This is a genomic window from Pseudomonas sp. GW821-FHT05H12 (assembly GCF_059419385.1).
On the sequence record NZ_JBWKRS010000002.1, the window covers coordinates 55,040 to 76,651 of the forward strand.

Sequence of the window (21,612 nt, forward strand, 5' to 3'; positions counted from 1 at the left end):
AAAAACATGAATATTGCTGAACTGAATATCAATGTCGGGGGGCATGCGAGCCTGGGATTCAACGGCGAAGAGTCCTGCGTGCGTGCGGTTGAGAAGCGGCTTGGCCACTCGCTCCCACAAAGCTATCTTCACTTGATCCGCAGTGCCAACGGCGGACACCCCGAAGTCGGGACCTTTTTCCTGGATACTTCGACGGATTCCAGCGTCAGCGTCGATTGGTTTTATCCATTGGGGGCAGGCGGCGCCGAGAGTCTGGAAAAGGCGCTTGAGGATTGGTCTGAAGTGCTAGGTTCCTCGATGTTGCCATTCGGTCGTGATGGCGGGGGGAACGTGTTTTATATTTCGCTGGCTTCGCCGTCGGGCGCCGTTTGGTACTACTCACATGAAGGTTCGGAGCGAATCTTACTGGCAGAGAGTTTCGAGGCGTTTTTGCAGCAATTGATCGTTCACCCGGATTTTATTTGAGAAGCGCTATGAATCGATACGAGGGCAAACCCTTTCTACGCCTGTTGGAGTGCTATGTGCTGTCGGCCATTGATGAGCTGACAGACGAGCAAAAAACAGCCTTGAGTGCATTGGAACCCAAGCTGCACGAGCTGTATGGGGTGCAAGGCAACTGGTCTGAAGTGGTTGCGGCTCAAATGGATTTTCCTGAGTCGCTGGCGGGCAAGATCCGCGAAATATGGCGTGTGAACTCAGAGAAATTTGCCGCGGCGGGGGCACACATCAACGCTGAAGATTTTGCGAAAAACTTTGTGGACACCAATTTTCCTCCAGCGCCCTGATGGGCGTTGACCTGTCGATTATTGGAAGGCATGTGGCAAGCGGACGTAGCCGCCTGCCACACGTGTAGCGTTACAGCAACTTGCGTTGGACGGCTTCGTCCAGCGTGCTGCGTGTCAGCGCCTCGACCACTTCCCGGGTGTCGGCCTGGAATGGAATCGTCACGATCAATACCAGGTGCATCCAGGTACGCACCGACTCGCTCTTCTTGACCCGGCCCAGCTCTTTGCCGTCCTTGTCCTTGAACACCGTTTCCAGGGTGAAGGTGTTCTTCGCCGTGGACGGGATGATGAAGAACGTAGCGCCGGTGATGATCGCCGAGGCCATGCTGAACTGTTCGTTGTTGTACAGGGTGGCTTCGGCGTAGATGTCCGAGTCCACCTTGTCGGTGCTCACCCGCGAAAAGCGGTTGGACTGGCGAAACGCGTCAGCCACAGCCTTTTCCCACAGAACCGTGTTCGCGCCAGCGGTCGCATTGCCCGGACCACCGTTGATCTGGTTCAGCGCTGTAGTGCGCACGAACGCGGTGGGTTTTTGTGCCGGTGCGTTGGCGGTTGGCGGCCAGGTCTGTACCGCAGGCAGCTCGTGTTGCGAGTAGGACACGCAACCGCTCAGCAATACGGCGGCGAACACCAGGCTGTGCTTGATCAATCCTTTCATGGGTTATTCCTTGGGCAGCTTGGCGGTGGCGGAGTCGAGCAGTTGTGAGACCAGCTCATTGAGCTGTTTGGCACCCATGGTCGGTGCCCAGTATTCGCGGCCATACAGGCCCACGTTGCGCTCGAACTTGACCTCTTCCTTGGCGCTCGCCAGTTCCTTGCCGTTGCGGTCGACGATCACCAGGTCGCCGGCCACGTCGAAAGTGTCGACGTAGATCGGGCCGTTGACCCAGATCCATACGGTCAATGTGAGCAACGCGCCGGGGAAGTACCCCGGGTGCGGCCCACGGTGGCCCTTGAGGGAGGTCATGTTGAACTTCAGCAGGACATCGTCTTCCCCCAGGCGCGTAGGGTATTCGGTGACCTGCTTGAAATAGCCCGCTGTGCGCACGTACTGATTCAACTGCGCAGTGAGGGAGCGGCTGATGGCCGTTTTGTTGGCGTCGTTGATGTCGGCGGCGGTGACGGCGACGTCGGCGATTTGCGCACTGCGTGGGCTGCTGGTGGACGCCGGGTGGAGCGGGGCGCCGACGGGACCTGTGACGTTGTACGACACGCAGCCGGTCATCGACAGCGCCGCGATCAGGGCGGTCGCCCGGAGGAAGGTTTTCAACACGTAATTCCCTATAAATGAACCAAGCAAGCCATTGTCTCGACTTGCCTGGGGATAACTTGAGTGCGTAACTTTTATTTCATCAATGGCGTTCTTGAGGGCGCGAGCAGTGCGAGGGAGGCGCAGGGTCGCCGCCGCCAGGGTGTGACACCCTCACGGCTTTGTTTGGCGCCAACGGCTCTGCGCCAATGGCGGGCGAAGCTTGAACTGGATGAAATCTTCGGGGTTTACCTGCCCGTGCGTATTGATCATCAGGTCGGCGCGACCGTTGCCCGAGAGGTCGATGGAGACGCTGCCGCGTCCGGTTTTTTCGTCATGTGCAAGAATACTTTCACCTGCCTTGCCACTGAAGGCTTGGGTAAAGACCAGCGCTGGCGTATCGGCTTGTTGCATGGCACCGCTGACATCGATCTTGTCGGTGCCGGTGGTGAAGTCCATCAAGGTGTCGGGTTGATCGGGCGTAGAGTCGCTCGCGTGGCGGTAGACAAACGTATCGGCACCGTCGCCACCGCGCAGTTGGTCCGAACCGCCGTTGCCAGTGAGCTGGTTATCGGCGGCATTGCCGATCAACGCGTCCTGGCCCGAGCCGCCTATGGCATTTTCGATCGTGCAGCCTCTGGCAATCGAGAGGTTGCCCTGCAGGCCGCCTACGTCGGAAAACGTACCGGCCTTGAGGTTGAGGGTCTGGTTGGAGCGGTAACCGGAAAAATCCAGGGTGTCGTTGCCTGCCCCGTCCCATATGCAGGCGACGAAGCGGTCATGTGCGGATTTGAGCGTGTAGTAGTCCCTTCGAGTATTTGAATTGAAGCCGTAGGTGTTGTTTTCTCTGCGGGTTCGATGGTTCGCACCGTAGTGCTTCTGGATGGCCGTGATGTCATCCATCATGGGCGCCTTGGGTTTGGCGCCCAGGTCCTTGCCGCTGCTGCGGTCACCGAAATAGCTCATGACGGTGTGGGCAATGGAGTCCTGCGCATAGACGCGCTGGTTTTCTGATGCACTGCCGTCGTAGTGGCCGGGGTGACGAAGCCCCAGGGCATGACCGATTTCATGGGTCATGACGGCGCGATCGACCATGGCCGGGTTATAGAGGGTTTCGCCCCCTCCGTGCCCGTTGGGTGTTGGGTAGGTGCCTTGCGCGGTTTTGATAAAAGGCGAAATGCCAAACGTCAGCCGGCCTTCGGCTGCGCCACCATTTTCGGTGAAGGCCAGGTTGGCCGCGTCACTCCAGGACTCTATCGAACGCCGTGCCTCGCGTTTCTGTGCCTCGCTGAACCAGCCGTTATTGAATGAATAGGCAATTTCAGTGACGTTGTTTTTATTTCGGTCATGCCATTTTCGGATACCCCCGGTGAGTTGCCTGGCGCACTGTTGTTCGTCGAAGGCGCGCTTGTTTATTTTGGAGATATAGGGGTCGTCCGGACGCAGGGTTGGGTCCTGCGCACTCCGGTTGCGCCCGGCAGGTTTATCCACATTGCGGGTGGGATCACCTCGATCTGGTGTCAGGGGCTGATGGTCTGGTCGGGGCATAGGGCGCAAAAAGGGTTGGATGAACGGCCGTACGAAAGGATGGCTGATGAACGGGCGCACAAAGGGGCGAAAGATCAATGGTAAATGGAAGGGCCGGAAGAAATTCTGCGGCGTCGAAGGGCGAGTGAACGGCATGACGAAACCGGGGAATCCAGAAGGTATTCTCATGTGAGGAATATTCCAGGGAGATCTTTATTTTTATCCTTGGTCAATGACGTTGGGCAATGTCCTATTGCGCTTATTAAGCTGGCAGTGCGGTGACTGGCGGCCAAGGATTTTTATGTTTCTTGAAGGTTGCCATGGGTGAGTGTCGCATGCTGTTGCAGATGTATGGTTTTAAAGTCAATGCGCTGGTGTACCGCAAGCGTCGAACTAGAGTGGGTTCCATCTATTTGTATGGATGGGCTTTTCGAAAGTCGTCTACTGGACACTAAAAGACATATACATGGGCTTACAGGATTGCCTGTCTCATCCTCGTGTTGGGTAAAGCAATACCCAGGCTTAACCCGAACTGAAGGCACCTTGCGTCTGATGCTGTGTAGGCATCATTTATCCGCGAGGTCCTGTCGCCATGTCCCCTCTCTCCACGTTGTACCTGCGCCCTTTTTTCCAGGGGGTCGCCGTCGTCTCGTTGATCGCGCTCGCCGGGTGCGGGCTGTCTTCTTCCCGCGATGAGGCCAAGCCTGAAGCAGCCACCGTCGCAGCGCCTCTTTCCGAGCTGAGCAGCGAGCCGGTGCAAGGTGCGCTGGTCAAGCGTATGGCGCTGCCAGCCCCGATGACTGCGCGGTTGATGGCGCAAGACTCGACGGCAATGGCGTACCGCAGCGAACCCCGTGAGCAATACGCTAACCTGCCGGACAACCCGGTGCACCGCGTGGTCGAGACACCGGTCTCGACCTTCAGTGTCGACGTCGACACCGGCAGCTACGCCAACGTGCGACGGTTCCTCAACGGAGGTCGTTTGCCGCCTGACGGCGCCGTGCGATTGGAGGAAATGGTCAACTACTTTCCCTACAGCTATGCGCTGCCCACGGACGGTTCACCCTTTGGCGTGACCACCGAGGTGGCGGCCACGCCGTGGAATCCAGACACGCAATTGCTGCGCATCGGCATCAAGGCGTCCGACCGCGCCGTGGCGCAGCTGGCGCCGGCCAACCTGGTGTTCCTGGTGGATGTATCCGGTTCCATGGACCGCCCGGAAGGCCTGCCGCTGGTGAAAAGCACCTTGAAGTTGCTGGTGGATCAACTGCGTGAGCAAGACCATGTGTCGCTGGTGGTGTACGCCGGTGAATCGCGTGTGGTGCTCAAGCCCACGTCCGGCCGCGACAAGGTGAAAATCCGCAATGCCATCGACCAGCTCACCGCAGGCGGCTCCACCGCAGGAGCCTCGGGTATCGAGCTGGCCTACCAGATGGCCCGCGAAGGCTTTATCGACAACGGCATCAACCGCATCCTGCTGGCGACCGACGGTGACTTCAATGTGGGTGTCAGCGACTTCGACAGCCTCAAACAGATGGCCGTGGACCAGCGCAAAAGTGGTGTCTCCCTCACCACCCTGGGGTTTGGTGTGGACAACTACAACGAACACCTGATGGAGCAGCTGGCTGATGCAGGCGATGGCAACTATGCGTATATCGACAACCTGCGCGAAGCCCGCAAGGTGCTGGTGGACCAGCTCAGCTCAACCCTGGCGATCGTCGCGCGGGACGTGAAGTTGCAGGTGGAGTTCAACCCGGCCCAGGTCAGCGAGTACCGTTTGCTCGGCTATGAAAACCGCGCGCTCAAGCGTGAGGATTTCAACAACGACAAGGTCGACGCCGGTGAAATCGGCGCAGGGCATACGGTAACTGCGCTGTACGAAATCGTGCCGAAGGGCAAGAAAGGCTGGATAGAACCGTTGCGCTACGCCAGTGAGCCTTCGTCGGTAGGCAACTCCGCTGAGCTGGCCATGTTGCGCGTACGCTACAAGCCCGCTGCGGGGGGCGACAGCCGATTGATCGAGCGCCCGATCAGCAACGCATCAAACAAGGCCAGCGACGACCTGCGCTTCTCGGCGGCCGTGGCCGCCTTTGCCCAACAGCTCAAGGGCGATGGCCGCTACACTGGGTCCATGAGTTTGAGTGACACGGCCGCACTGGCACGCTCGGCCCGGGGCGATGATCCCTTTGGCCTGCGCAATGAGTTCGTGCAACTGGTTGAAATGGCCCAGGCCCTCAAACACTGATTTCCAACAAACCGCCCACCTGTAGGAGCCGGCTTGCCGGCGATAGCGGACTCTCTGTGGCGCATGCGTCACCTGACACACCGCCATCGCCGGCAAGCCGGCTCCTACACGGAATACCGAAAGGAGTTCGCCACCCGCATGGCCGTCCCAGACGATTCACCCAGCGATGAAGCGCTACTGGCCCGCTACCGAACCGGTGAAAGTGCCGCGTTTGAGGTTCTGTACGCGCGGCATCGCCAGGGCTTGTACCGGTTCTTGGTGTCCTTGAGCAACAAAGCCGAACTGGCCGAGGAAATCTACCAGGAGACCTGGCTCAGCCTGATCCGCAGCAATACCCAGCCACAGGGCCGGGCGAGCTTTCGTACCTGGTTATTCCAGATTGCCCGCAACCGGTTGATTGATTACTGGCGCAAGCACGGCATTCACAACCCTTTGCACGACAGCTACGACGAGCAACTGCATGCCCAGGCCGACGACAGCGCCGGCCCCGAGCAGCAATTGAGCCTGAGCCGCGACCAGGCGCGTCTCGACGCTGCGTTGCAGGACTTGCCCGAAGACCAGCGCGAGGTCTTCCTGCTGCGCCTGCACGGCGACCTGGAAGTGCCGCAAATCGCCGCACTCACCAACACGCCGCTGGAAACCGTAAAAAGCCGCCTGCGTTACGCCCAGCAGAAACTGCGTCGCCTGCTGGCCGAGGAGATATCCGCATGACCGACTCCCGACACACCCCGGATACCGACGACGTGCTGCTCCAGCACTATCGTCAACACAGCACCGGCGAACCGCCTGCGTCCCTCGACGCCTTCATCCTCGCCACCGCCCGCCGCGAAGCCCCGGCCCCACAGCCGACCCTGTGGCAGCGCTGGCTGCAAGCTTGCCAACGCCCGCGCTGGCAGATGGCATTCGCCACCGTGGCGGGCTTGGCGCTGATGATCGGCGTGGTGATGCGCTCGCCCGTGCCACAGCCGGAAATCTCCACGGCTACCTTCTCCGCGCTCCACGAAGAAGCCGCCCGCCCGACGCCGCCCCCGATGTCGGCCCCTGCGCCCGTGGCACGCCTTGCCGTTGCACCGAAGGCCGAGAGTGCGCAAGTCATGGGCTCGATGGCGGATGAGTCCAGCGTCAGGCTCAGCAAGCGCGCGCCGGTGGCGTTGCCTTCGTTGGAGGATGGGTTGCATGAGATAGTGAGGCTGCGTGAAGCAGGGCAGGCGAGGGCGGCGGATGAGAAGCTGCTGGCGCTGCATGCGCGCTTCCCCGGGGAGGATTTGCCGGCAAGGTTGGAGGCATTGCAGAAGCGGTGAATTGACACCCATAAAAAAGCCCCAGGCCTTTCGACCTGGGGCTTTTTCGTTCGTATCTGGTGCCCCGGCGTCGTTTGAACTGGTCAGTAAGAGGCCTGTATTTATTGGGCCTGCTTGGTTGTGCGTCGGTTAGGCATACACGTGGGCATACACGGTGCTTCTTTCTGGCCACTGCTTTCGTGGTATCCCCCCAGGATAAAGCAGTAACAAATCGTCAGCGGTGTGTTGCCATCCAGGTGGGTTATTACTTCTTCGTTCGACCTTCTGCCGCCAGTGATGCGAGGGCAAGGGTAATGAATCCAGAATTTTCATCCAGCGTGTCGAGTGCACCTCGGATGTTCTGTGCTACTTCAGTTGAGCCTCTTTGTTCCACCCAATTTGAAAGCTCCTCAATGGCAGCCCCAAGGGCGAGCTGGTTTTCGTTAAGGCGCTTTAGCAATGAGGCGAGCAGTGAGACGTCTTCCACAAAAATTCTCCACGGCAGTGACTTTGAATAGGGCCAAGCGCTCTAGAGCCCATGCGGATAACACTTTTCCACAATGCTGTTGGACACGTGGTGACATCTAGGAAGCTAGCTATTTCTATCACCTTCTAAGGGAAATGAGGGGGCACGCACCTTTTTCTGTAGTGTCCCGGGTGATGGCAAAATAATGCCTATACTCCATCCGCCGTTGAGGCTTGAGAGTTTCGCGATCCTCGGTAATGGCAGCGTCAGATCTTTGTTCTGCAATCTCGTTCAATCACTTGATCGTCAAGGAGATGTCATGTCAAACATTTTGCAGTTGCTACCAAACGAACTCGTTCAAGATCCCGATTATCAGGCCGCACGCACCCTGGCACTTGAGACCGCTAGTGCACCTATTGCGGAGGTTTCTAGTCAACCGGTGATCCTGATTTCTGCAAGGCCTACAGGCTATTGGAATAACTCAGGTATCTACGTTCGCAAGGGATTGCTGCTGGCTGTGAGTTATGTTTCAGGGCAGTGGCGTACCAATCCCTACTGGGGGCCGACAGGTGCCGCTGGGAGTGATCGGTATACAGCAGGAAGTACCTATCTGAGACCTGGGGCACCAGAGGGTTCGCTCATTGGTAAAGTTGGCGGTGATCACGTTGGAGGTGGTAGCGAAACGTTTTCCATAGGTAACTATGGGTTCGTACCCCCCGATCTAGAGGGTTTGCTCTGGCTTACAGCTAACGATGAACCTAAGGGATTTGGGGATAATAGCGGTGGGATATTAGTCACCGTCAGTGTGATTTCTTAGCTCTCTATCTGAACGGCTCAGGTTCCTCCGAGCCGTTCTTCAGTCCTGACCCAGAATTCTCGCCGGGGCCCCTGTGACTTTCGAGTACGCACGGGGCATGAAACCCGCGGGATCGATTTAGTGGGAAGCGTTGGAAGTTACTGAAATTTCAATCGTTGAAATTGAAAGGATTTTGAAGAAAAGAGGGCATCATTACCGTATGGGTAATGGTGTTCTCAGCTGGCCCAATCGGTAGGGCAAATGCCCAGGTGAGCAGGAGTTCACCTGCTCACTAAGCTGGAAGGCTGTCCGCTAATACTATCCCGCGGGTTTCCTATCCCCTACCTTCAGATTGCTCCAGGGTTCCCACTTTAGAAACAAAGCCAAGAGCATGATCGACATCGCTTCGCTGGAGGAGCAATACAGACGGGGCTAGGGGGATGCCCCAATGAAACCGTGTTACGCGCGTTACGCGTGTTACGGATACATATAAGATGCTGATTTTAAATGATTTATTTTGAGTTACAGAGCTGTGACTGGTTTGCTGGTATACGTGTTACATGGCAAGTAGCTGTTACAACGTTGAATGCTCTGGAGGAGGGGTTGGTGTTGAGTAAGACGCAAATCATCAACCTAGGACTTCCACTTATTTGGGCCTTTGGCCAAAAGCAAAACGCCGGCGCGGTTCTGGTGTAGCCCGATAGTCAATGCTCACAGCATGCGACTGCATATCTATCTGCCCCATGCCAAATGTCTTGTCGCACTCGAGGCATGGTTTGCGGTACGTCATCGGCGACACTGGGGGCTCTCCGGCGCGGGTGAATACCGAGGATTTCGTCCAGGTTCAAAGGCAGTCATGACTCACAAGGGGAAGCCTTTGAACTGGCGTTCAAACATCTTCAGTTGGACTGCGGGCCAGAGGTGTACCGGGCCTGTGACGCTTACAACAGACAATCAGCAGCCTCTACCGGCAAGCTGGAGTCATCGCACAGCGGCAGGCGCACCTTAGCGGCCAAGGTGGTGGCCGTAACAAGTGGTGTTGAGATGATGCAGACCATTCTTGGCCATTCTAAGCATGATCACAAAAAGCCTTATTTAACCGTCAGCCAAGTGACAATTCGACATGCCTTTGAGGTTGCGCTGGCATAGCGATATCAGCAATGCTTGTTGGATACAAGTTTTCCTAGGATTCACACAACCAGCGGGAAGCGGGCGCTGGGGGCTAACTCGTTAGAAAAGGAGTTCAAATGTCTTTACCACTTACCGAAACGGTCAGACGAACCACGTGCCTAATTCAAGGCATGATGGAGTTCTGGAAGGAGGCTCACGGTTGGGCTCCAATCGAGGCTGCAGAGCTGCTGAATAAATCAATGCTTGAATGGCAGGCCTCACTGGCAGATCAACTGTCAGGATGGTGCGGCGTGTTGAATGACGGCCAGCTAATTCTCGCTTGGGCAAACCTAGGTGCGTTAGTTGAGGGCCAGATGAAGTTGTTTTTGTCTGTCTATTACCGGGATTATTTAAAAGATGCTGACGTCATCAAAAAGAATGGGCGAATCCTAGATCCTGACGGAGTAACTCTGGAACCATTGATTCTCTTTTTTAAAAGAAGAATTTGGGCTCCTGAAGAAGAATGGGAGACTTGGGTGCGGATGGTGCAACAGCGCCGTAACGCGATACACGCTTTCAAGGCCAAAACTATCGGTAGCACAGATGAGCTGCATGCTGCGTTGGCCAAACTTCTAGAGTTCGTGAATTCTATAAATGAGCGGCTACCATATCCCGATGGACATTATGTCTCTCGAGAATACTAATCCTCTTAGGTATTTAGGTCCACGGTACAGATATCGTCCGCCGGACTATGAAAAATCCGTTGCACCCTCAAGCCCGCTCCGAGCGGGCCGAGGACGTAAGGGGGCAGCGATTTTCGCGTCCTCAACCAGAGAACGATTGTGTATGAAAAAAGGAATTTTGCCCGTTGCGATCATCTGCCTTGTAGGGTTCGGAGTTTTCCTCATTGCGGAGGCTTGGAATGGCTACGCTTTCGATCCTGCAACACTTGGCTTCGGAGCTGCCGTGTTAATAAGCTCGTTTTTTGTTTACCGCGTCTGGAGCCGAAGCTAAATCGCATTGTGGAAGGAGCACTCTTTGGCCAACGCCAGATCATTGTTTAAGCGCCGCAAGGTAATGGGCGTTTTCCAGGCCGCACGCGATCACTGTAAACGGGGCTGGTATTGCCAACTGGAGTGTGGCTATTCGACCATCGCAACTGGTCGGAAGTAGGCTCGTCCAAAGACGGCGTTTTGCCCGCTCTGCACCTAGCCAACCGTTCCAGGAATAATGACAATGGATGGTCTTACCTTCATCGTAGAAATAGCTAAAGCTTTGGCATGGCCTGCTGCTGCAGTTTTGCTAGGTTCGCTTTTTCGTAAGCAGTTAGCGGATCTATCAAAAGCCCTCACTAAAGGAAAATTTGGCAGCTTGGAATTTGAGTTCGCTCGACGTGTAGCGGACGTGGCGGCTTCTGTACCCGATCTACCAACATCTTCGGTGTCTCCTACCGCTATCGGTCATGCGGCTATGAACCCACGCGGAGCGATATTAGAGGCATGGTTAGCTGTAGAGGAGCAGGCGATAACGTTAGCGCTATCGCGCAATCTGGTGCAGCCAACGGCTCGCCGCTACCCAATCGGTGCTATCCAGGGGATCGCTAAATCAGGACTTCTCAGCCCGAATCATGTGCTCGCCCTTAGCGAGCTTCAACAATTACGCAACCGCGCAACACATGATCCTGATTTCTCACCAGATCCTGATGCTGTGGTCAGCTATGTCCAGCTAGCCCATGATCTAACCAATGAGTTGAGAAAACTCACGCCACTTGGTTCTGATGTGTAGGAAAAGTTCGCTGCGTAATCAAGCCTGCCAAGGTGCGGGCCGATCTAATAGAAGTGTATCAACTGAACAGAATAGAGGACTGTAATCATGCTATGGAGTGTACTTAAGGGCGCCGCCGAAATTGGCATGGGTATCTACCAGAGGATTACCGAGGAAGATGCCAATAAGGAGAAAGTCGACCAGCGCTATAGGAACCATTTTCTGCCATGTAACAAGTGCGGAGCCTTGGCTAAGCCGCTCGAAGGAACCCAGCGTAACTACGGATGTGAGTGCGGCCACCGGTTTGCCGGTCCTAAGCACCCTTATTGAGAGGCTAGTGAAGCTCTGCGGGCACACTGACCGCTGTTCTTGGCGACCAGCAAACGATTTAAGGAACGATCGCTACCCCCTCAAGCCCGCCCTGTGCCGGCCGAGGACATAGGGGGCGGTGATCGTGCCAAAAATCGAGCAGGAATAGAGCATCACGAACATGAGTAGCAAACGCTACATTGCATTGTCGACTTCTTTGACGCCCGCAATGGATATCGCCCATGCAGGTGCCTCACACCTCGACAGGGAGGAGTACCAGGCTTTGGTTAAGGGACGAGCAATGTAAGCAGCTCTTCAGCGATCTGGATAACCCACAGTCGGCACACCTTTTTGAAGTCGCTGTCGTGAAGACTCTAGACCACCGCGTTGAGACGAGAGAGGCGGTCTGACTTGCAACTGAAATGTTCGAGGAAATATCGCACCAGGTGCACCGAAGCCCCGCCGTAAAACGTGGGGCTAAGGACGTAGAGGCACGCAATTCCGCACGCCTCAGTTCAAGGAATGACAAGTGAAATACAGCATTGACTATCAGCAGTTACACCAAGGTAGCCAGCGACCTTCTGATGATGGAGATGTCGTCGGTGTGGAATTTGAAAGTGAGTCGGGATTCGCTCTCATACCCAATGTCGGGGATGTCGTGTACATCCCAGCTATGGAGGGGCACGCTAGCGTGGAAGGTCTGGTGAAGACGCGCCTCTTTAGCTACACCCGCGTCGGCGCAGAACTCTACTGTGGAATCAATATCGTGGTTGAAGAATGCGACGATATTAACTGGGCCGCCCTGATCAAAGAGTAAATTTGGGTAGGCCCGCTCACGGGCCTGCTTTATTGCAGGATAGGTCGCTCATATGCACCGGGAACCGTCGTCTAGTTACACCATAAATCCAGTTGTAAAAAAACGCTGGGCCGTAGTAGTAGGAGAGGCGCGGTTTCGCGCTCCATGATAGAGCAGAAGAAGACATGATCGATTTGAGCGAAAAGGAACGCCGCTTGGCTGAGTGGGAATCAACTCTTACAGATATGATTTTTGAAGGCAGTCGAACAGCCTGGCGTTTCTTTCTACTGGATGATTTAAATAAGATGTTGACTGAGAAGTTAATTGATGTTGTCGAGGCCAAATATATGCGCGACCGCGTCGAGTCGGCCTTCATCGCGTTGACTCAAACCTGATTGTCGTTATATAGGAAAAAGAAATACTAAATGACAGATAGCGAAAATCGGAGGCTCACACCTTTGGACGATTGGTGGGGAGAATTTTTGACCCTACTTACGACGAAAAACATCTGACGTTTGCCAATTAGTCAGTTTTGAATGACGGAGACGGTCGGAGGCCGCCTGACCCGACCGGCGATTTTTTGCCGAAAGGAGACCGTCTAGAAGCGGAAGCTGACTAGCTCAGGTCATGGACTCGGCGTAGCCATCTTCCAAGGCGTGAACCAGCCTGGCTAACACGACGTAATCTTTTCACTTTGTAGGAAGTCGAACCCCTGCAGAGTGATTATTTTCTGTCTGGCTAACCCACAAGCAGTCTTAACCTATGCTGTGGAGAGCGTTCGAGGGGGCTCTGTGTGAATGGACACAACGCGGATTATATAAAACAGATCATGGCCAAACCGAAGGGGCTGACTGAAAGCGAGATGTGAATACACATGGGCTTTGGTAGCTGTGGACACTGAGCAGTCAGGGCACGTTCTGAAAACTATTAACAACAAGACTCTATACGGCAAAAGACATGACAAAAAGCCACTTTTACTGCTCTGTAACTTTGTGATATCGTCATGATACTAATTAAATGGACTTTGCTATGAAAGTTTACTTTACGCCAGTCAAAATTGCAGTATCGAGCAGCAGGTTAAATATTACAGAGTTTTTTGATCACTTAACAAAAAATTACAATGGCGAATCGGACTTTAAATCTACAGATAAAGAAGTAAAATTCAAATTCTTTGAGGATGCGCAAGTCTTCATAGTGGTAGCGTTAACAACGAAAGAATTGAAAAACTTCTGCGAGGGGAGTGATACCGGGAGTGATTTTGTTTGGAAAATGAGCGACGATATTTTAAATAAAATAGCCGAGACGAATGTTCTGATCATCAGTAAGAAGAACTTTGCTGGGGCCTACTTGCACAATGAGGGGTCGGTGCGGATTAATACTTTCGAGTCGAAATTAAGATGGACGTTTAGACAAGTTCTTAGAGGTAAATATGGGAAGTCTAAAAGAGATGAAAAATTTAGCATTGAACGGCTGGTAGACTCCGACGACATTCTTAAGAAGGTATCTAGGCTAAGTGAGATAGATGAAATTAACGCAACCTTTTCAAATCCGGCTACTTCGGTAAGAATGAATGGTTCAATCTTCAAGGATGCTAAGTCTTTGAGAGTTACACAGCGTGTAGGAGCCTACTCTCTTAAAAAGCTAACAAAGAGAAAAGAACTTTCTGATTACTTAGAAGGTCTCATTAAAAATGGCTGCTCTAATGTCAGCATCAAGGGCACAGTCTCAGGAAGCCTCGCAGGAGAAACAATAGGCGTCGCCGATGCGGTAAACAGCATATACGCAATGGAATATTCAGAATATATTTCCGAGCTAAACGGTATAAGTCTTAGTCAATTCTTGCAAAGCAAACTTTTCACTATGGCTAAGAAAGAGATACTTTCTTCCACTCTTGTAAAGAAAGCGTAAGAGGTTAGCATGGAGAGGAAAATATTAATAGTCTGCTGTTTAGCTGCAGTTCTTACCTATGCCGTCACAATCTCTGTAGCAGTTAAGCTGGCTGGATGTTTGGATGTCGTAGTAGTCTCCTATCAAAATAGTATAAGAGGCTACATGTTTGCAGCATTTCTTGGCGCTTCCTCATTCTTAATCTCTCTCCTTACATTTCTTGTGATAAATATTAAAGAGAAAATGTTTGATAGTGCTGATTATCTAAGGCTCTATGTTCTACATCACAACTTGAAAGAGGGTGACTATATTTCCAAGAAAAGTCTTTATAGTCCACTTAGATTTATTAGCATGCTTCTGGTATTTGCTATCTTCTTATCGATAATAACTTCCGTCAGCCAGCTCACGCTTGGATTTTCAAGTAATAAGTTTGTTTTGTTGGTGCCTACTCTTGCTCCTTTTTTAGCTGTCTCATTTTTAATTTCTGCTCTTTATCAAATTCATAGTCTGATTAGGCAGTGGCTCAACTCAGGTAATGATGTAATAACAGTCAGCGAAGAACACCTATGAAATTCGTTGGGCACCCTCTGGTAGTCCGTCGGAAGTCAACTGTCCTATTAGAGTCTCTGCTCCCTTTCGATATCCTTGGAACTCATCGTTGGTATCGTTGTATTCCTATGAATGGATAGACCCAAGTCTTGTATACAGCTCCAAGCCACAAGTCAGACCTGCTAAACCCGACGTAATCGTCCGCTTTTGGCCGGTTATTGCCCTTTAAATAGCTGCTTTCAAGCAATTGCGATTTCTGCAGCACGCAGACACTAGAAGATTTCGGAAAGGTTTAACGCTTAAATTATTGGTTTCTGCAATTTTTAATTTTTCACTTTGTTTTTAAGATAGACTCTACTGCCTCCAATGCAGATTGGGCTATTCTGTCCGTCCTTATAGTTTTTGATGGTGCATCCATAAAGCTTGTTGGTTCCCTATCCGGCAGTAGCATATCCCCGCAAAAAATCTGCATGGACTTTTTACCCAGAAGAGAACCATTCAGTGTGTCGCTCACACCCTGAGAGTAAACACTATTTTGGAAGCCAATAACGAAAGCGTAACTAGCGAAGATCACGTAGGGGTCATCAATTAATGATCCATCAAATTTCACTGTCTCACTCGTCTCCGTCTGTATTTGCCTGTTTTGTAGCTCGCGAATTAATGCCTTTTCGATTTCAGTAATTTCTTTCTTGTCTCCTAGCTTAATAATAACGCCACGCTCTTGTCTTGACGTTGTATAGTCGAAGTTGTGAGGGGCAAGATCTTCCATGGGGTAGCATGACTCAATAAATTTTACGCCCAGTGCGGTGATTTTTGCTTCGTTGATCATTCCGCGTGCAATTAAGGTATTTAATGCCAGCTGAGTGATGCTATTGGCGTGGAGGCCGTTAAGAAAGTTTTTTGGATTAATGATTTTTGTTTTGACTATGCATGTATATCTTGTGAGTACATAGGCTTCTCTCAAGACATCGAGGTGCTCAAAAGCCAGATCTTTTAGGGAGTGTATAAAGTGACGTTTATAAGTAACAGAAACTAATCCAAGTGCTATAGACCGCGTGAGATTCGCATAGGGAATTGTTTTTTCTTCTTCAATATCTGAAACGCAGGCATCAAGTAAAGCATGGAAGTCGGCCGTATTAAGCTCCGCATCCATCATTTTCTGATCAACGACTTGATCCTTATAGAGTAATGTTCGATGAAAATCTACGATCCGATTTTCATTTCGTATCTGCATCCAATCGCGAGCAGCCTCTAGACTGATTTTCGTCAGTTCATATATGGCGTTTGCACCGGGTGCAAAGCCAAATCCCAGCTTTAAAACAATGTCGGAAATTTTAAGTAGCGATTTGGCTGTGTCTTTTTTTGAAAGAGCAGCAGCTTCGATTAGTGATTTTTCCATAATTACACTCCGTTTTTATGGCGGCGCAAGCATTTACATTGCCGAGAATTTAACACTGCTTCAACGTCACTATCACCTAATGCGGTGAGAATTTTTTTCGGTCTCCACGCCGGCCCCATTTGATCTGTGCAAAGAGGTAATGCTGCACAATGAGCCCCGCTTTCGTTTCATCTTCGTATGACAGTCAAGGCTAGGGCTTTCAGAGGTCGCTGGAGTAACTGCTGAGTGGTGCAGCCCAAGCTCAAGCAAGTAATACTTCCACGCAGACTGATCCCGATCGCTGCATTCGTTACCAATGAGTCCCACTCGGTTTGCTATCGACCGAATGCGATCATGAGCCCATAGCCGCCACAGATCAGAGGCCAAAAAATCTAATGTCTCTTGTAATTTGAGGATCTAACGAAGCATAAGCTGCTTAAGCTTCCGCTTCTTCGTCAACCGCTCTTTCTTTTGAGCTGAAGGTCTATGAAATCAAGCTCTGCCTTGATTGCATCAATCGTCAGTGTCTCAACCGTGGTGTCTTTGTTGGCTCTTGCGTTGAGCTTTTTAATCCCAGCCATGCCGACAATTATTCCGTTCAAATGCTGCTTTCGGGCTTTTAGGTAATCGGGCATCTGAGCGCTGTTCTGTGGTGGTTTGTTCATGGAAAGGCCTATGTTTGGCCCGAAGCAGCCGACCCTCGCAGGTTGCTTCGGGGAGGGTTCAGGTTAGGCCGCCAACAGGTCAAGTAAGCTGTATTGTTGTGAGCGGTCTGCAAGTTCTCGAGAGGTCCAGCTTCCGAAGTTTTCACCTTGCTCAGGAATGTGCAGCTTCAGCAGCGAAACCGGATCCAGGCTAATCAGTTTTCGTGCAGCCCACAGCTTGCCGCCGGTCACTAGAAGTACTTTCGCAGCCTCGTTCCACTGTTCTTCCAGCACAGTGTTCGCCAGGTGAGCCGCTTTGTTCTCGATCTTGGCGCGCTCTGTTTGTGCCTCCGTGATATGCAGATCAATCGTCACCAGCTCTTGCTCCAGCGCGGTGATCAGCAGTTGTTGGCGGCGGTGATGCTCAACCGCAGTAGTGAGGTTTTTTGCTGCTTTTTGAGCTTCTGCGTTTGCGGCTTTCTCTCCCTCTACATCGCCCTAGGCTACAGCCTGCGCATAAGCGGTAGCTGCGTCCGTTTCAGCTTGTCGAGCCTTTGCAATGTCTTCCTGAGCGCTTTGGCGGACCTGCTGCAGCCGGGTCTCAATGCTGTTGCGTTTTTCGTTGAGTTCCATCTCGTCGGCTTTCCAGTTCGCCATAGCACTGATATAGCCTGCTGCTATGTTTTCACGATCCGCGATAGTCTCTTGGCGATTAACTCCACGATCCAGCGCCTCGATTTGACGTTCGAGAGAGTTGATGCGGATGTTACGAGTGCTGATTTCACTGCGAACGGTGCTTTCTCGGCCTCTCGCCATGCCCTCGGGATTGTCTAGCTCTGCCTCGAGGGGGCCTAGTTCAAGCTGAAGGCTCTCCATTTCGACGGTCAGGTTGGCGCGGCGGTCTTTCAGGTCTTGGATTGTGTTCATCTGTGTTGTCTCTGAGCATTACGTTTGATGGGGATGGTTGATTGGCTGGCGAGGCCGGGAATGAGCCGGCGCTACCTCGATCAGCAGGCATGCCATCAGGCGGCCTTGGCCTCGCCTTCATCCGTTCCTGGAACTGTCTTCACCACATAGCAGCGTTGAGGTCCCAACCCAGGTAGCCGAATCAAGCTGGATGCCTTGCCGTCCGTTCCCGGCTCAAGCACGCCGCGTTGCAGCAACTCCTTGTTCACCGCGCTGATGTTCATGCCCTTAAAGATCTCGGCCCTCCAAGCTTCAGGCAGCACGTAATAGGTGTTGGTGGTGTGCAGGGCATCGCCCATGCCGTGTTCCATCGTCTTGCGAAAGCCCAGCCGATCAATCGTGCGTGGACCGTGCTCATCGATCTTGGCGGCGGCAGATTCCCAGCGGGTAAAGCGGCTTTCTCCGAACCGTTCGATGACCTGGTGTAACCGCGCCAAGATCGCGTCACCCTCGAAGTTACCGGCGCCGCCACGCTCAGCCAACCACGCATGCAGGCAAACCCGTGCAGCAGTCGTGGCCGTACCATCCGGCCAACCAGTGACGCCGAAGGCAGTGGCCAACTCTCCGGCCGCAGCTGCGAGGCCAAAGCGAAGGGCGGCACGTTGGGCTTGTCCACTGGCCGATGCGGGTAGGTTTTGGGTGATGAACTGCTCCACCGTGCGGCGAATGATCACTGTCCACCTGAGCATTTCCCCGGGCGCACACAGAGCGCGTAGGAAGGCGGTGAGGGGTGTGCCGTAGTATTTGGCTACACGGGCTTTGAGCGTATCGGAGAGGGCCGCAGCGTCCTCAAAACCGTTCAGCACATCGAACATCCCGAGGCCTTTGCTGGCATCCGCAGGCACGGCGAGCATGCGCACCTCCATACCGGCTTTCAGCTCCTTGTTGGCGTCTGCCATGTGTTGCGCCAATGTCTTCTCGCCGGTCGAGAGAAACAGCAAGCGCCACTCCTGCACCTGTCGGCCCGCTTGTCCTCGATCATTCGCCCGAGCCTTACCGGTGCCGTTGCCGAGCATGTACACCGTTTCGCCAATGATGCGCGGGTCGCACATGCCGATTTCATCCAGTACCAAGAGACCGTCTGAGTGTGCGGCGGCGATGGACTCCAAAGCGTTATCCGTCGAGCGCCACGAGCGCACCAGGCGCGGCCCGCCATAGACCGAGGCAGCGACCTGCAAGTGAGTGGTCTTGCCCCCGGAGCTGTCGCCATAGAGGTGAAAGCCGCCCGACTCATGCCCGAGCAGGTTAAGCAGAGGCCCCGCAAAGGCCACAGAGACGACAAACGCCAAGCGGTGATTGCCGACGCACAGCGCGCCGATTTGCTGCTGCCACTGCTCCAGAGAGCCCGCCTCGCTGATCGGTGGCAACTGGGCACCGGCCTCATAAAAATGCAGATGCTCGGCGTGCGAGCCGATCTGTTGTTCGGGCAGAAGGAAGGCCTTGTCGTGCCAGCCCAAGCGCGTCACCAAACGTGCGCGCTGGGCGCTATCGAAGCCGCCGAGGTAACTCTGCAGGTCATTGCGTGCGTTGCGCCCTGATCGACTTCCTGCAAGGCGCAGACCCATGTCTACCAAGGGGCCGAGTACGTCTTTGCCGAAGTCGCCGGTCATAGTTCGTGCCGGAATGTTCCAGCGTTTTTTGGCGCCGTCCGGGTCATCGAACTCGACCAATAAACCCCAGTTGTGGCCCTTGTCGTCGCGAGTGCGAGCGATGATTTCGAGAGACGAACAAACGGGGCGCGCCTCGCCATCATCGCCGGAATAAAACACCCCTTCAGGCGTCAGGCGAAAGCCGCCCGGCAACAGATCATTTTTCGATTTCGCAGGGCGTTTAGCGCGCGCCTTGGCCTTCTTTTCTTGAGGCTCAGTTGGCTCAGTGGCACTGCCGAAAAACTCACCGCTGTGCACCAGCTCGGCGACGTGGGCAACGGTCCAGCCTTTGGCTAACGCATCCGCTGCATCGTCGCCGTCTGCCCATTTTCCACCCTTGATGAGCGTGGGCTTTCCGCCTTTGCTGCTGGGCTTGAGCTTGAACACGTCGAGCGAGACTCGTTGTACCGAAGCGGCGCCCAACTCAATCAACTTGAGTTCGATGGCGTCCATGCAGGTCTTGCCGCTGGCATCGTTATCCGGCCACAGCACCACTGTGCGTCCTTTGAGTGGCGTCAGGTCGGCTTTGTGCCAAGAATTGGAGCCGTTCGGCCAGCAGGTGGCGATGTAGTCGGGCATCAGTTCAGCGGCGGCATCAGCAGCCTTCTCGCCTTCACACAGCACCACAGGCGCATCGGCACGCTGTACCAGCTCATCCAGGCGCATCAGAGGCCGAGGCTCCGGCAATCCTTGCCAACGCCATTGTGTGGTTTGTCCATCGGAGCGCTTGCACCAGGTCAGCGGTGCAAAGACCTTCCTGGGTTTGCCGTCTTCATCGGGGTCCAGGTCGAAGCGATACAGAGCCATGACTGGCTGGCTCTGAGCATCGCGATAGATCCACACCTTGGAAGGGGCGCCGTGTTGTCGGTGCTTAGCTGGGCACTTGTTCATGGCCTCGACCGGGATCGGCTGAATCGCGATCCACTCGGGCGCTGTGGGTTTGGTCGGTGCGCTTTTGGCAGTCGCAGAGCCAGCGGTAACATTGAGCAGATCCGCCAGCTTTTTGCAGGCCTCAACGTCCGTGCCGCCGTCGATGTAGCGCACCAGGTCGATCAGGTCACCGCCCTTATCGCCGGTGGCAAAATCCGCCCAGGTGCCTTTGCTCAAATTGACCTTGAGTGAGCCTGCACGTTTGTCCGTGCGCGTGGGGTTTGGTGCTGTGTATTCCTTGCCGCCGTCGACGCGTTTGCCGTTCGGCAGCCATTGAGCAAGCACGCGGTCGATGTTCTTCAGGGCAGCGATTTTTACGTCGGCAAAGCTGGGACGTTTTGAGGTGTTGCCGGTGCGCTGAGTCATGGTGCTGTCCTCGTTGCATACAGCGCATCGTTGACGTCATCGATCAGTGCTTTTGCCATCTCGCCCAGGTAGAACGCCGGCCAACTGAAACGCTCGCCCTCGTTACTCATGGCAGCATCGAGGGTCAGTTGATTGGCGTAGTGCTGAAACAGTGAAATTGCTTCAAGCGCATCCTCAAGGGGCACGCCTGCATTCACTCGAAATAACTTCTGGTGGGTGTCGTTGGCACACGAGAACTCGGCACGCCCAAGAGTGGTGGCAGTGTTCACAGTGCACCGCCTTTCTGGCCCATTGGCACAGAGGAGGCGTCACCGTACAAGGCGAGTGTTTTGATCAAGCCCAAGGTGCCGCGCACGTCCCAAATAACGGATGACAGCACGCGGTTGGACAGTACGGGTTTATCGCCGTCTAAATGATCTTCCAACAGCATGAGAACTGAGTCGGCACGGTCAAGGGCGCAGGTGATGGCATCAATGGGAATACCGGCTTCGGCGTCCTGGCTGACACAGAGGAGATCCTCGGGTAGTGAAAAGCCTGGGAGCATGCTCATTGGGCACCCCCTGCGGCTTCTAAGGCGCGAGCCTTGGACATATGGGCGTTGTAACGGGACAGACGTGTGGCGAGGCTGGAGTTGGCGTGTAAAGCGGCGAGAGCCATTGCTCGATGAGCTGCGGCGCGAATTCTGGACGGATTGAGGGCGTGCATTTGGTGAAGCTCCTGTATGTGAGGAGCTGCCACTGATCGTCGCCAAACGAATTAGGGTGGCAGCTGTGCGCGGGTTGGCGAACCGGGCATACAGGACCCCGGCAGACCCGAAGGTCTCCCACGCACAGCCGCCATAAAGCAGGAATGCGGGCACAAAAAAAGCGCCTGCAATCGGTATGGGGGCGCCTGTGCGCCTGTATGTGCTCGGGTC

21 protein-coding genes and 1 pseudogene are annotated in these 21,612 nt (G+C 54.1%); 12 read left to right on the forward strand and 10 right to left on the reverse strand.

Annotated features, from left to right (window positions below):
- Window positions 1-6: 6 nt before the first annotated feature.
- Together AC07SU_RS01870 and AC07SU_RS01875 are read left to right on the forward strand one after the other, a co-directional pair.
- The gene (locus tag AC07SU_RS01870; protein WP_494996040.1) at window positions 7-465 is read left to right on the forward strand and encodes an SMI1/KNR4 family protein; all 459 of its coding nucleotides are present in this window, start codon (window positions 7-9) and stop codon (window positions 463-465) included.
- A gap of 8 nt (window positions 466-473) precedes the next feature.
- Complete coding sequence (locus AC07SU_RS01875) at window positions 474-785, forward strand: hypothetical protein (protein WP_176997420.1); 312 nt, start codon at window positions 474-476, stop codon at window positions 783-785.
- A 70-nt stretch (window positions 786-855) separates the two neighbouring features.
- Here the strand turns inward: AC07SU_RS01875 and AC07SU_RS01880 are convergent, their stop codons facing one another.
- The 3 genes from AC07SU_RS01880 to AC07SU_RS01890 all read right to left on the reverse strand — a co-directional run bounded on the left by AC07SU_RS01880 (window position 856) and on the right by AC07SU_RS01890 (window position 3,717).
- Window positions 856-1,443, reverse strand: coding sequence for a hypothetical protein (locus tag AC07SU_RS01880; RefSeq protein ID WP_494996041.1), 588 nt, complete (start codon window positions 1,441-1,443; stop codon window positions 856-858).
- Between the two features lie 3 nt (window positions 1,444-1,446).
- Window positions 1,447-2,058, reverse strand: a complete 612-nt coding sequence (locus tag AC07SU_RS01885; RefSeq protein ID WP_494996042.1) for a hypothetical protein — start codon at window positions 2,056-2,058, stop codon at window positions 1,447-1,449.
- A gap of 150 nt (window positions 2,059-2,208) precedes the next feature.
- Window positions 2,209-3,717 carry a M10 family metallopeptidase C-terminal domain-containing protein gene (locus AC07SU_RS01890; protein ID WP_494996043.1) on the reverse strand — a complete coding sequence of 503 codons (1,509 nt, stop codon included), beginning with the start codon at window positions 3,715-3,717 and terminating at the stop codon, window positions 2,209-2,211.
- A 436-nt stretch (window positions 3,718-4,153) separates the two neighbouring features.
- Here AC07SU_RS01890 and AC07SU_RS01895 point away from each other — a divergent pair, with 436 nt between their 5' ends.
- The 3 genes from AC07SU_RS01895 to AC07SU_RS01905 all read left to right on the forward strand — a co-directional run bounded on the left by AC07SU_RS01895 (window position 4,154) and on the right by AC07SU_RS01905 (window position 7,107).
- A complete protein-coding gene (locus AC07SU_RS01895) occupies window positions 4,154-5,806 on the forward strand; it encodes a vWA domain-containing protein (RefSeq protein WP_494996044.1) in 1,653 nt (550 codons plus the stop codon).
- 138 nt (window positions 5,807-5,944) lie between these two features.
- Window positions 5,945-6,517, forward strand: a complete 573-nt coding sequence (locus AC07SU_RS01900; protein WP_494996045.1) for an RNA polymerase sigma factor — start codon at window positions 5,945-5,947, stop codon at window positions 6,515-6,517.
- Window positions 6,514-7,107 carry a hypothetical protein gene (locus AC07SU_RS01905; protein ID WP_494996194.1) on the forward strand — a complete coding sequence of 198 codons (594 nt, stop codon included), beginning with the start codon at window positions 6,514-6,516 and terminating at the stop codon, window positions 7,105-7,107. The genes AC07SU_RS01900 and AC07SU_RS01905 overlap by 4 nt, the downstream gene beginning before the upstream one ends.
- Window positions 7,108-7,351: 244 nt before the next feature.
- Here AC07SU_RS01905 and AC07SU_RS01910 read toward each other — a convergent pair whose 3' ends face one another.
- Window positions 7,352-7,573, reverse strand: coding sequence for a hypothetical protein (locus AC07SU_RS01910; protein WP_494996046.1), 222 nt, complete (start codon window positions 7,571-7,573; stop codon window positions 7,352-7,354).
- 298 nt (window positions 7,574-7,871) lie between these two features.
- Here AC07SU_RS01910 and AC07SU_RS01915 point away from each other — a divergent pair, with 298 nt between their 5' ends.
- The 7 genes from AC07SU_RS01915 to AC07SU_RS01945 all read left to right on the forward strand — a co-directional run bounded on the left by AC07SU_RS01915 (window position 7,872) and on the right by AC07SU_RS01945 (window position 14,784).
- Window positions 7,872-8,369: a hypothetical protein gene (locus AC07SU_RS01915; RefSeq protein WP_494996047.1), complete on the forward strand. Its 498-nt coding sequence runs from the start codon at window positions 7,872-7,874 to the stop codon at window positions 8,367-8,369.
- Between the two features lie 1,226 nt (window positions 8,370-9,595).
- Entirely contained in the window at window positions 9,596-10,162 is a 567-nt protein-coding gene (locus tag AC07SU_RS01920; protein ID WP_494996048.1) for a hypothetical protein, read from the forward strand.
- Window positions 10,163-10,694: 532 nt separating this feature from the next.
- Window positions 10,695-11,243 (forward strand): hypothetical protein, encoded by a 549-nt coding sequence (locus tag AC07SU_RS01925; protein ID WP_494996049.1) that lies wholly within the window; start codon window positions 10,695-10,697, stop codon window positions 11,241-11,243.
- A gap of 817 nt (window positions 11,244-12,060) precedes the next feature.
- Window positions 12,061-12,348: a hypothetical protein gene (locus AC07SU_RS01930; protein WP_494996050.1), complete on the forward strand. Its 288-nt coding sequence runs from the start codon at window positions 12,061-12,063 to the stop codon at window positions 12,346-12,348.
- 164 nt (window positions 12,349-12,512) lie between these two features.
- Entirely contained in the window at window positions 12,513-12,722 is a 210-nt protein-coding gene (locus AC07SU_RS01935) for a hypothetical protein (protein WP_494996051.1), read from the forward strand.
- A gap of 634 nt (window positions 12,723-13,356) precedes the next feature.
- On the forward strand, window positions 13,357-14,235 hold the full coding sequence (locus tag AC07SU_RS01940) for a hypothetical protein (protein ID WP_494996052.1): 879 nt from the start codon (window positions 13,357-13,359) through the stop codon (window positions 14,233-14,235).
- Between the two features lie 9 nt (window positions 14,236-14,244).
- Window positions 14,245-14,784, forward strand: coding sequence for a hypothetical protein (locus AC07SU_RS01945; protein WP_494996053.1), 540 nt, complete (start codon window positions 14,245-14,247; stop codon window positions 14,782-14,784).
- A gap of 310 nt (window positions 14,785-15,094) precedes the next feature.
- Here AC07SU_RS01945 and AC07SU_RS01950 read toward each other — a convergent pair whose 3' ends face one another.
- The 6 genes and pseudogenes from AC07SU_RS01950 to AC07SU_RS01975 form a co-directional block, all read right to left on the reverse strand.
- A complete protein-coding gene (locus AC07SU_RS01950) occupies window positions 15,095-16,162 on the reverse strand; it encodes a hypothetical protein (protein ID WP_494996054.1) in 1,068 nt (355 codons plus the stop codon).
- Window positions 16,163-16,596: 434 nt separating this feature from the next.
- Entirely contained in the window at window positions 16,597-16,776 is a 180-nt protein-coding gene (locus tag AC07SU_RS01955) for a hypothetical protein (RefSeq protein WP_494996187.1), read from the reverse strand.
- A 93-nt stretch (window positions 16,777-16,869) separates the two neighbouring features.
- Window positions 16,870-17,712, reverse strand: a pseudogene (locus AC07SU_RS01960) (chromosome segregation protein SMC).
- A 95-nt stretch (window positions 17,713-17,807) separates the two neighbouring features.
- Window positions 17,808-20,696 carry a DUF927 domain-containing protein gene (locus AC07SU_RS01965; protein WP_494996055.1) on the reverse strand — a complete coding sequence of 963 codons (2,889 nt, stop codon included), beginning with the start codon at window positions 20,694-20,696 and terminating at the stop codon, window positions 17,808-17,810.
- On the reverse strand, window positions 20,693-20,965 hold the full coding sequence (locus AC07SU_RS01970) for a DUF3077 domain-containing protein (protein ID WP_042945258.1): 273 nt from the start codon (window positions 20,963-20,965) through the stop codon (window positions 20,693-20,695). Before AC07SU_RS01970 ends, AC07SU_RS01965 begins: the two co-directional genes overlap by 4 nt.
- Window positions 20,962-21,246, reverse strand: a complete 285-nt coding sequence (locus tag AC07SU_RS01975) for a hypothetical protein (protein ID WP_003175982.1) — start codon at window positions 21,244-21,246, stop codon at window positions 20,962-20,964. Before AC07SU_RS01975 ends, AC07SU_RS01970 begins: the two co-directional genes overlap by 4 nt.
- Between the last annotated feature and the right edge of the window lie 366 nt (window positions 21,247-21,612).

Bases quoted from the DNA above. Each gene is read 5' to 3' on its own strand.
- AC07SU_RS01950 (WP_494996054.1), bottom strand. From the start codon at position 16,162: ATGGAAAAATCACTAATCGAAGCTGCTGCTCTTTCAAAAAAAGACACA.
- AC07SU_RS01955 (WP_494996187.1), bottom strand. From the start codon at position 16,776: ATGCCCGATTACCTAAAAGCCCGAAAGCAGCATTTGAACGGAATAATT.
- AC07SU_RS01900 (WP_494996045.1), top strand. From the start codon at position 5,945: ATGGCCGTCCCAGACGATTCACCCAGCGATGAAGCGCTACTGGCCCGC.
- AC07SU_RS01880 (WP_494996041.1), bottom strand. From the start codon at position 1,443: ATGAAAGGATTGATCAAGCACAGCCTGGTGTTCGCCGCCGTATTGCTG.
- AC07SU_RS01920 (WP_494996048.1), top strand. From the start codon at position 9,596: ATGTCTTTACCACTTACCGAAACGGTCAGACGAACCACGTGCCTAATT.
- AC07SU_RS01915 (WP_494996047.1), top strand. From the start codon at position 7,872: ATGTCAAACATTTTGCAGTTGCTACCAAACGAACTCGTTCAAGATCCC.
- AC07SU_RS01945 (WP_494996053.1), top strand. From the start codon at position 14,245: ATGGAGAGGAAAATATTAATAGTCTGCTGTTTAGCTGCAGTTCTTACC.
- AC07SU_RS01875 (WP_176997420.1), top strand. From the start codon at position 474: ATGAATCGATACGAGGGCAAACCCTTTCTACGCCTGTTGGAGTGCTAT.
- AC07SU_RS01935 (WP_494996051.1), top strand. From the start codon at position 12,513: ATGATCGATTTGAGCGAAAAGGAACGCCGCTTGGCTGAGTGGGAATCA.
- AC07SU_RS01890 (WP_494996043.1), bottom strand. From the start codon at position 3,717: ATGCCGTTCACTCGCCCTTCGACGCCGCAGAATTTCTTCCGGCCCTTC.
- AC07SU_RS01925 (WP_494996049.1), top strand. From the start codon at position 10,695: ATGGATGGTCTTACCTTCATCGTAGAAATAGCTAAAGCTTTGGCATGG.
- AC07SU_RS01965 (WP_494996055.1), bottom strand. From the start codon at position 20,696: ATGACTCAGCGCACCGGCAACACCTCAAAACGTCCCAGCTTTGCCGAC.
- AC07SU_RS01870 (WP_494996040.1), top strand. From the start codon at position 7: ATGAATATTGCTGAACTGAATATCAATGTCGGGGGGCATGCGAGCCTG.
- AC07SU_RS01975 (WP_003175982.1), bottom strand. From the start codon at position 21,246: ATGAGCATGCTCCCAGGCTTTTCACTACCCGAGGATCTCCTCTGTGTC.
- AC07SU_RS01940 (WP_494996052.1), top strand. From the start codon at position 13,357: ATGAAAGTTTACTTTACGCCAGTCAAAATTGCAGTATCGAGCAGCAGG.
- AC07SU_RS01905 (WP_494996194.1), top strand. From the start codon at position 6,514: ATGACCGACTCCCGACACACCCCGGATACCGACGACGTGCTGCTCCAG.
- AC07SU_RS01895 (WP_494996044.1), top strand. From the start codon at position 4,154: ATGTCCCCTCTCTCCACGTTGTACCTGCGCCCTTTTTTCCAGGGGGTC.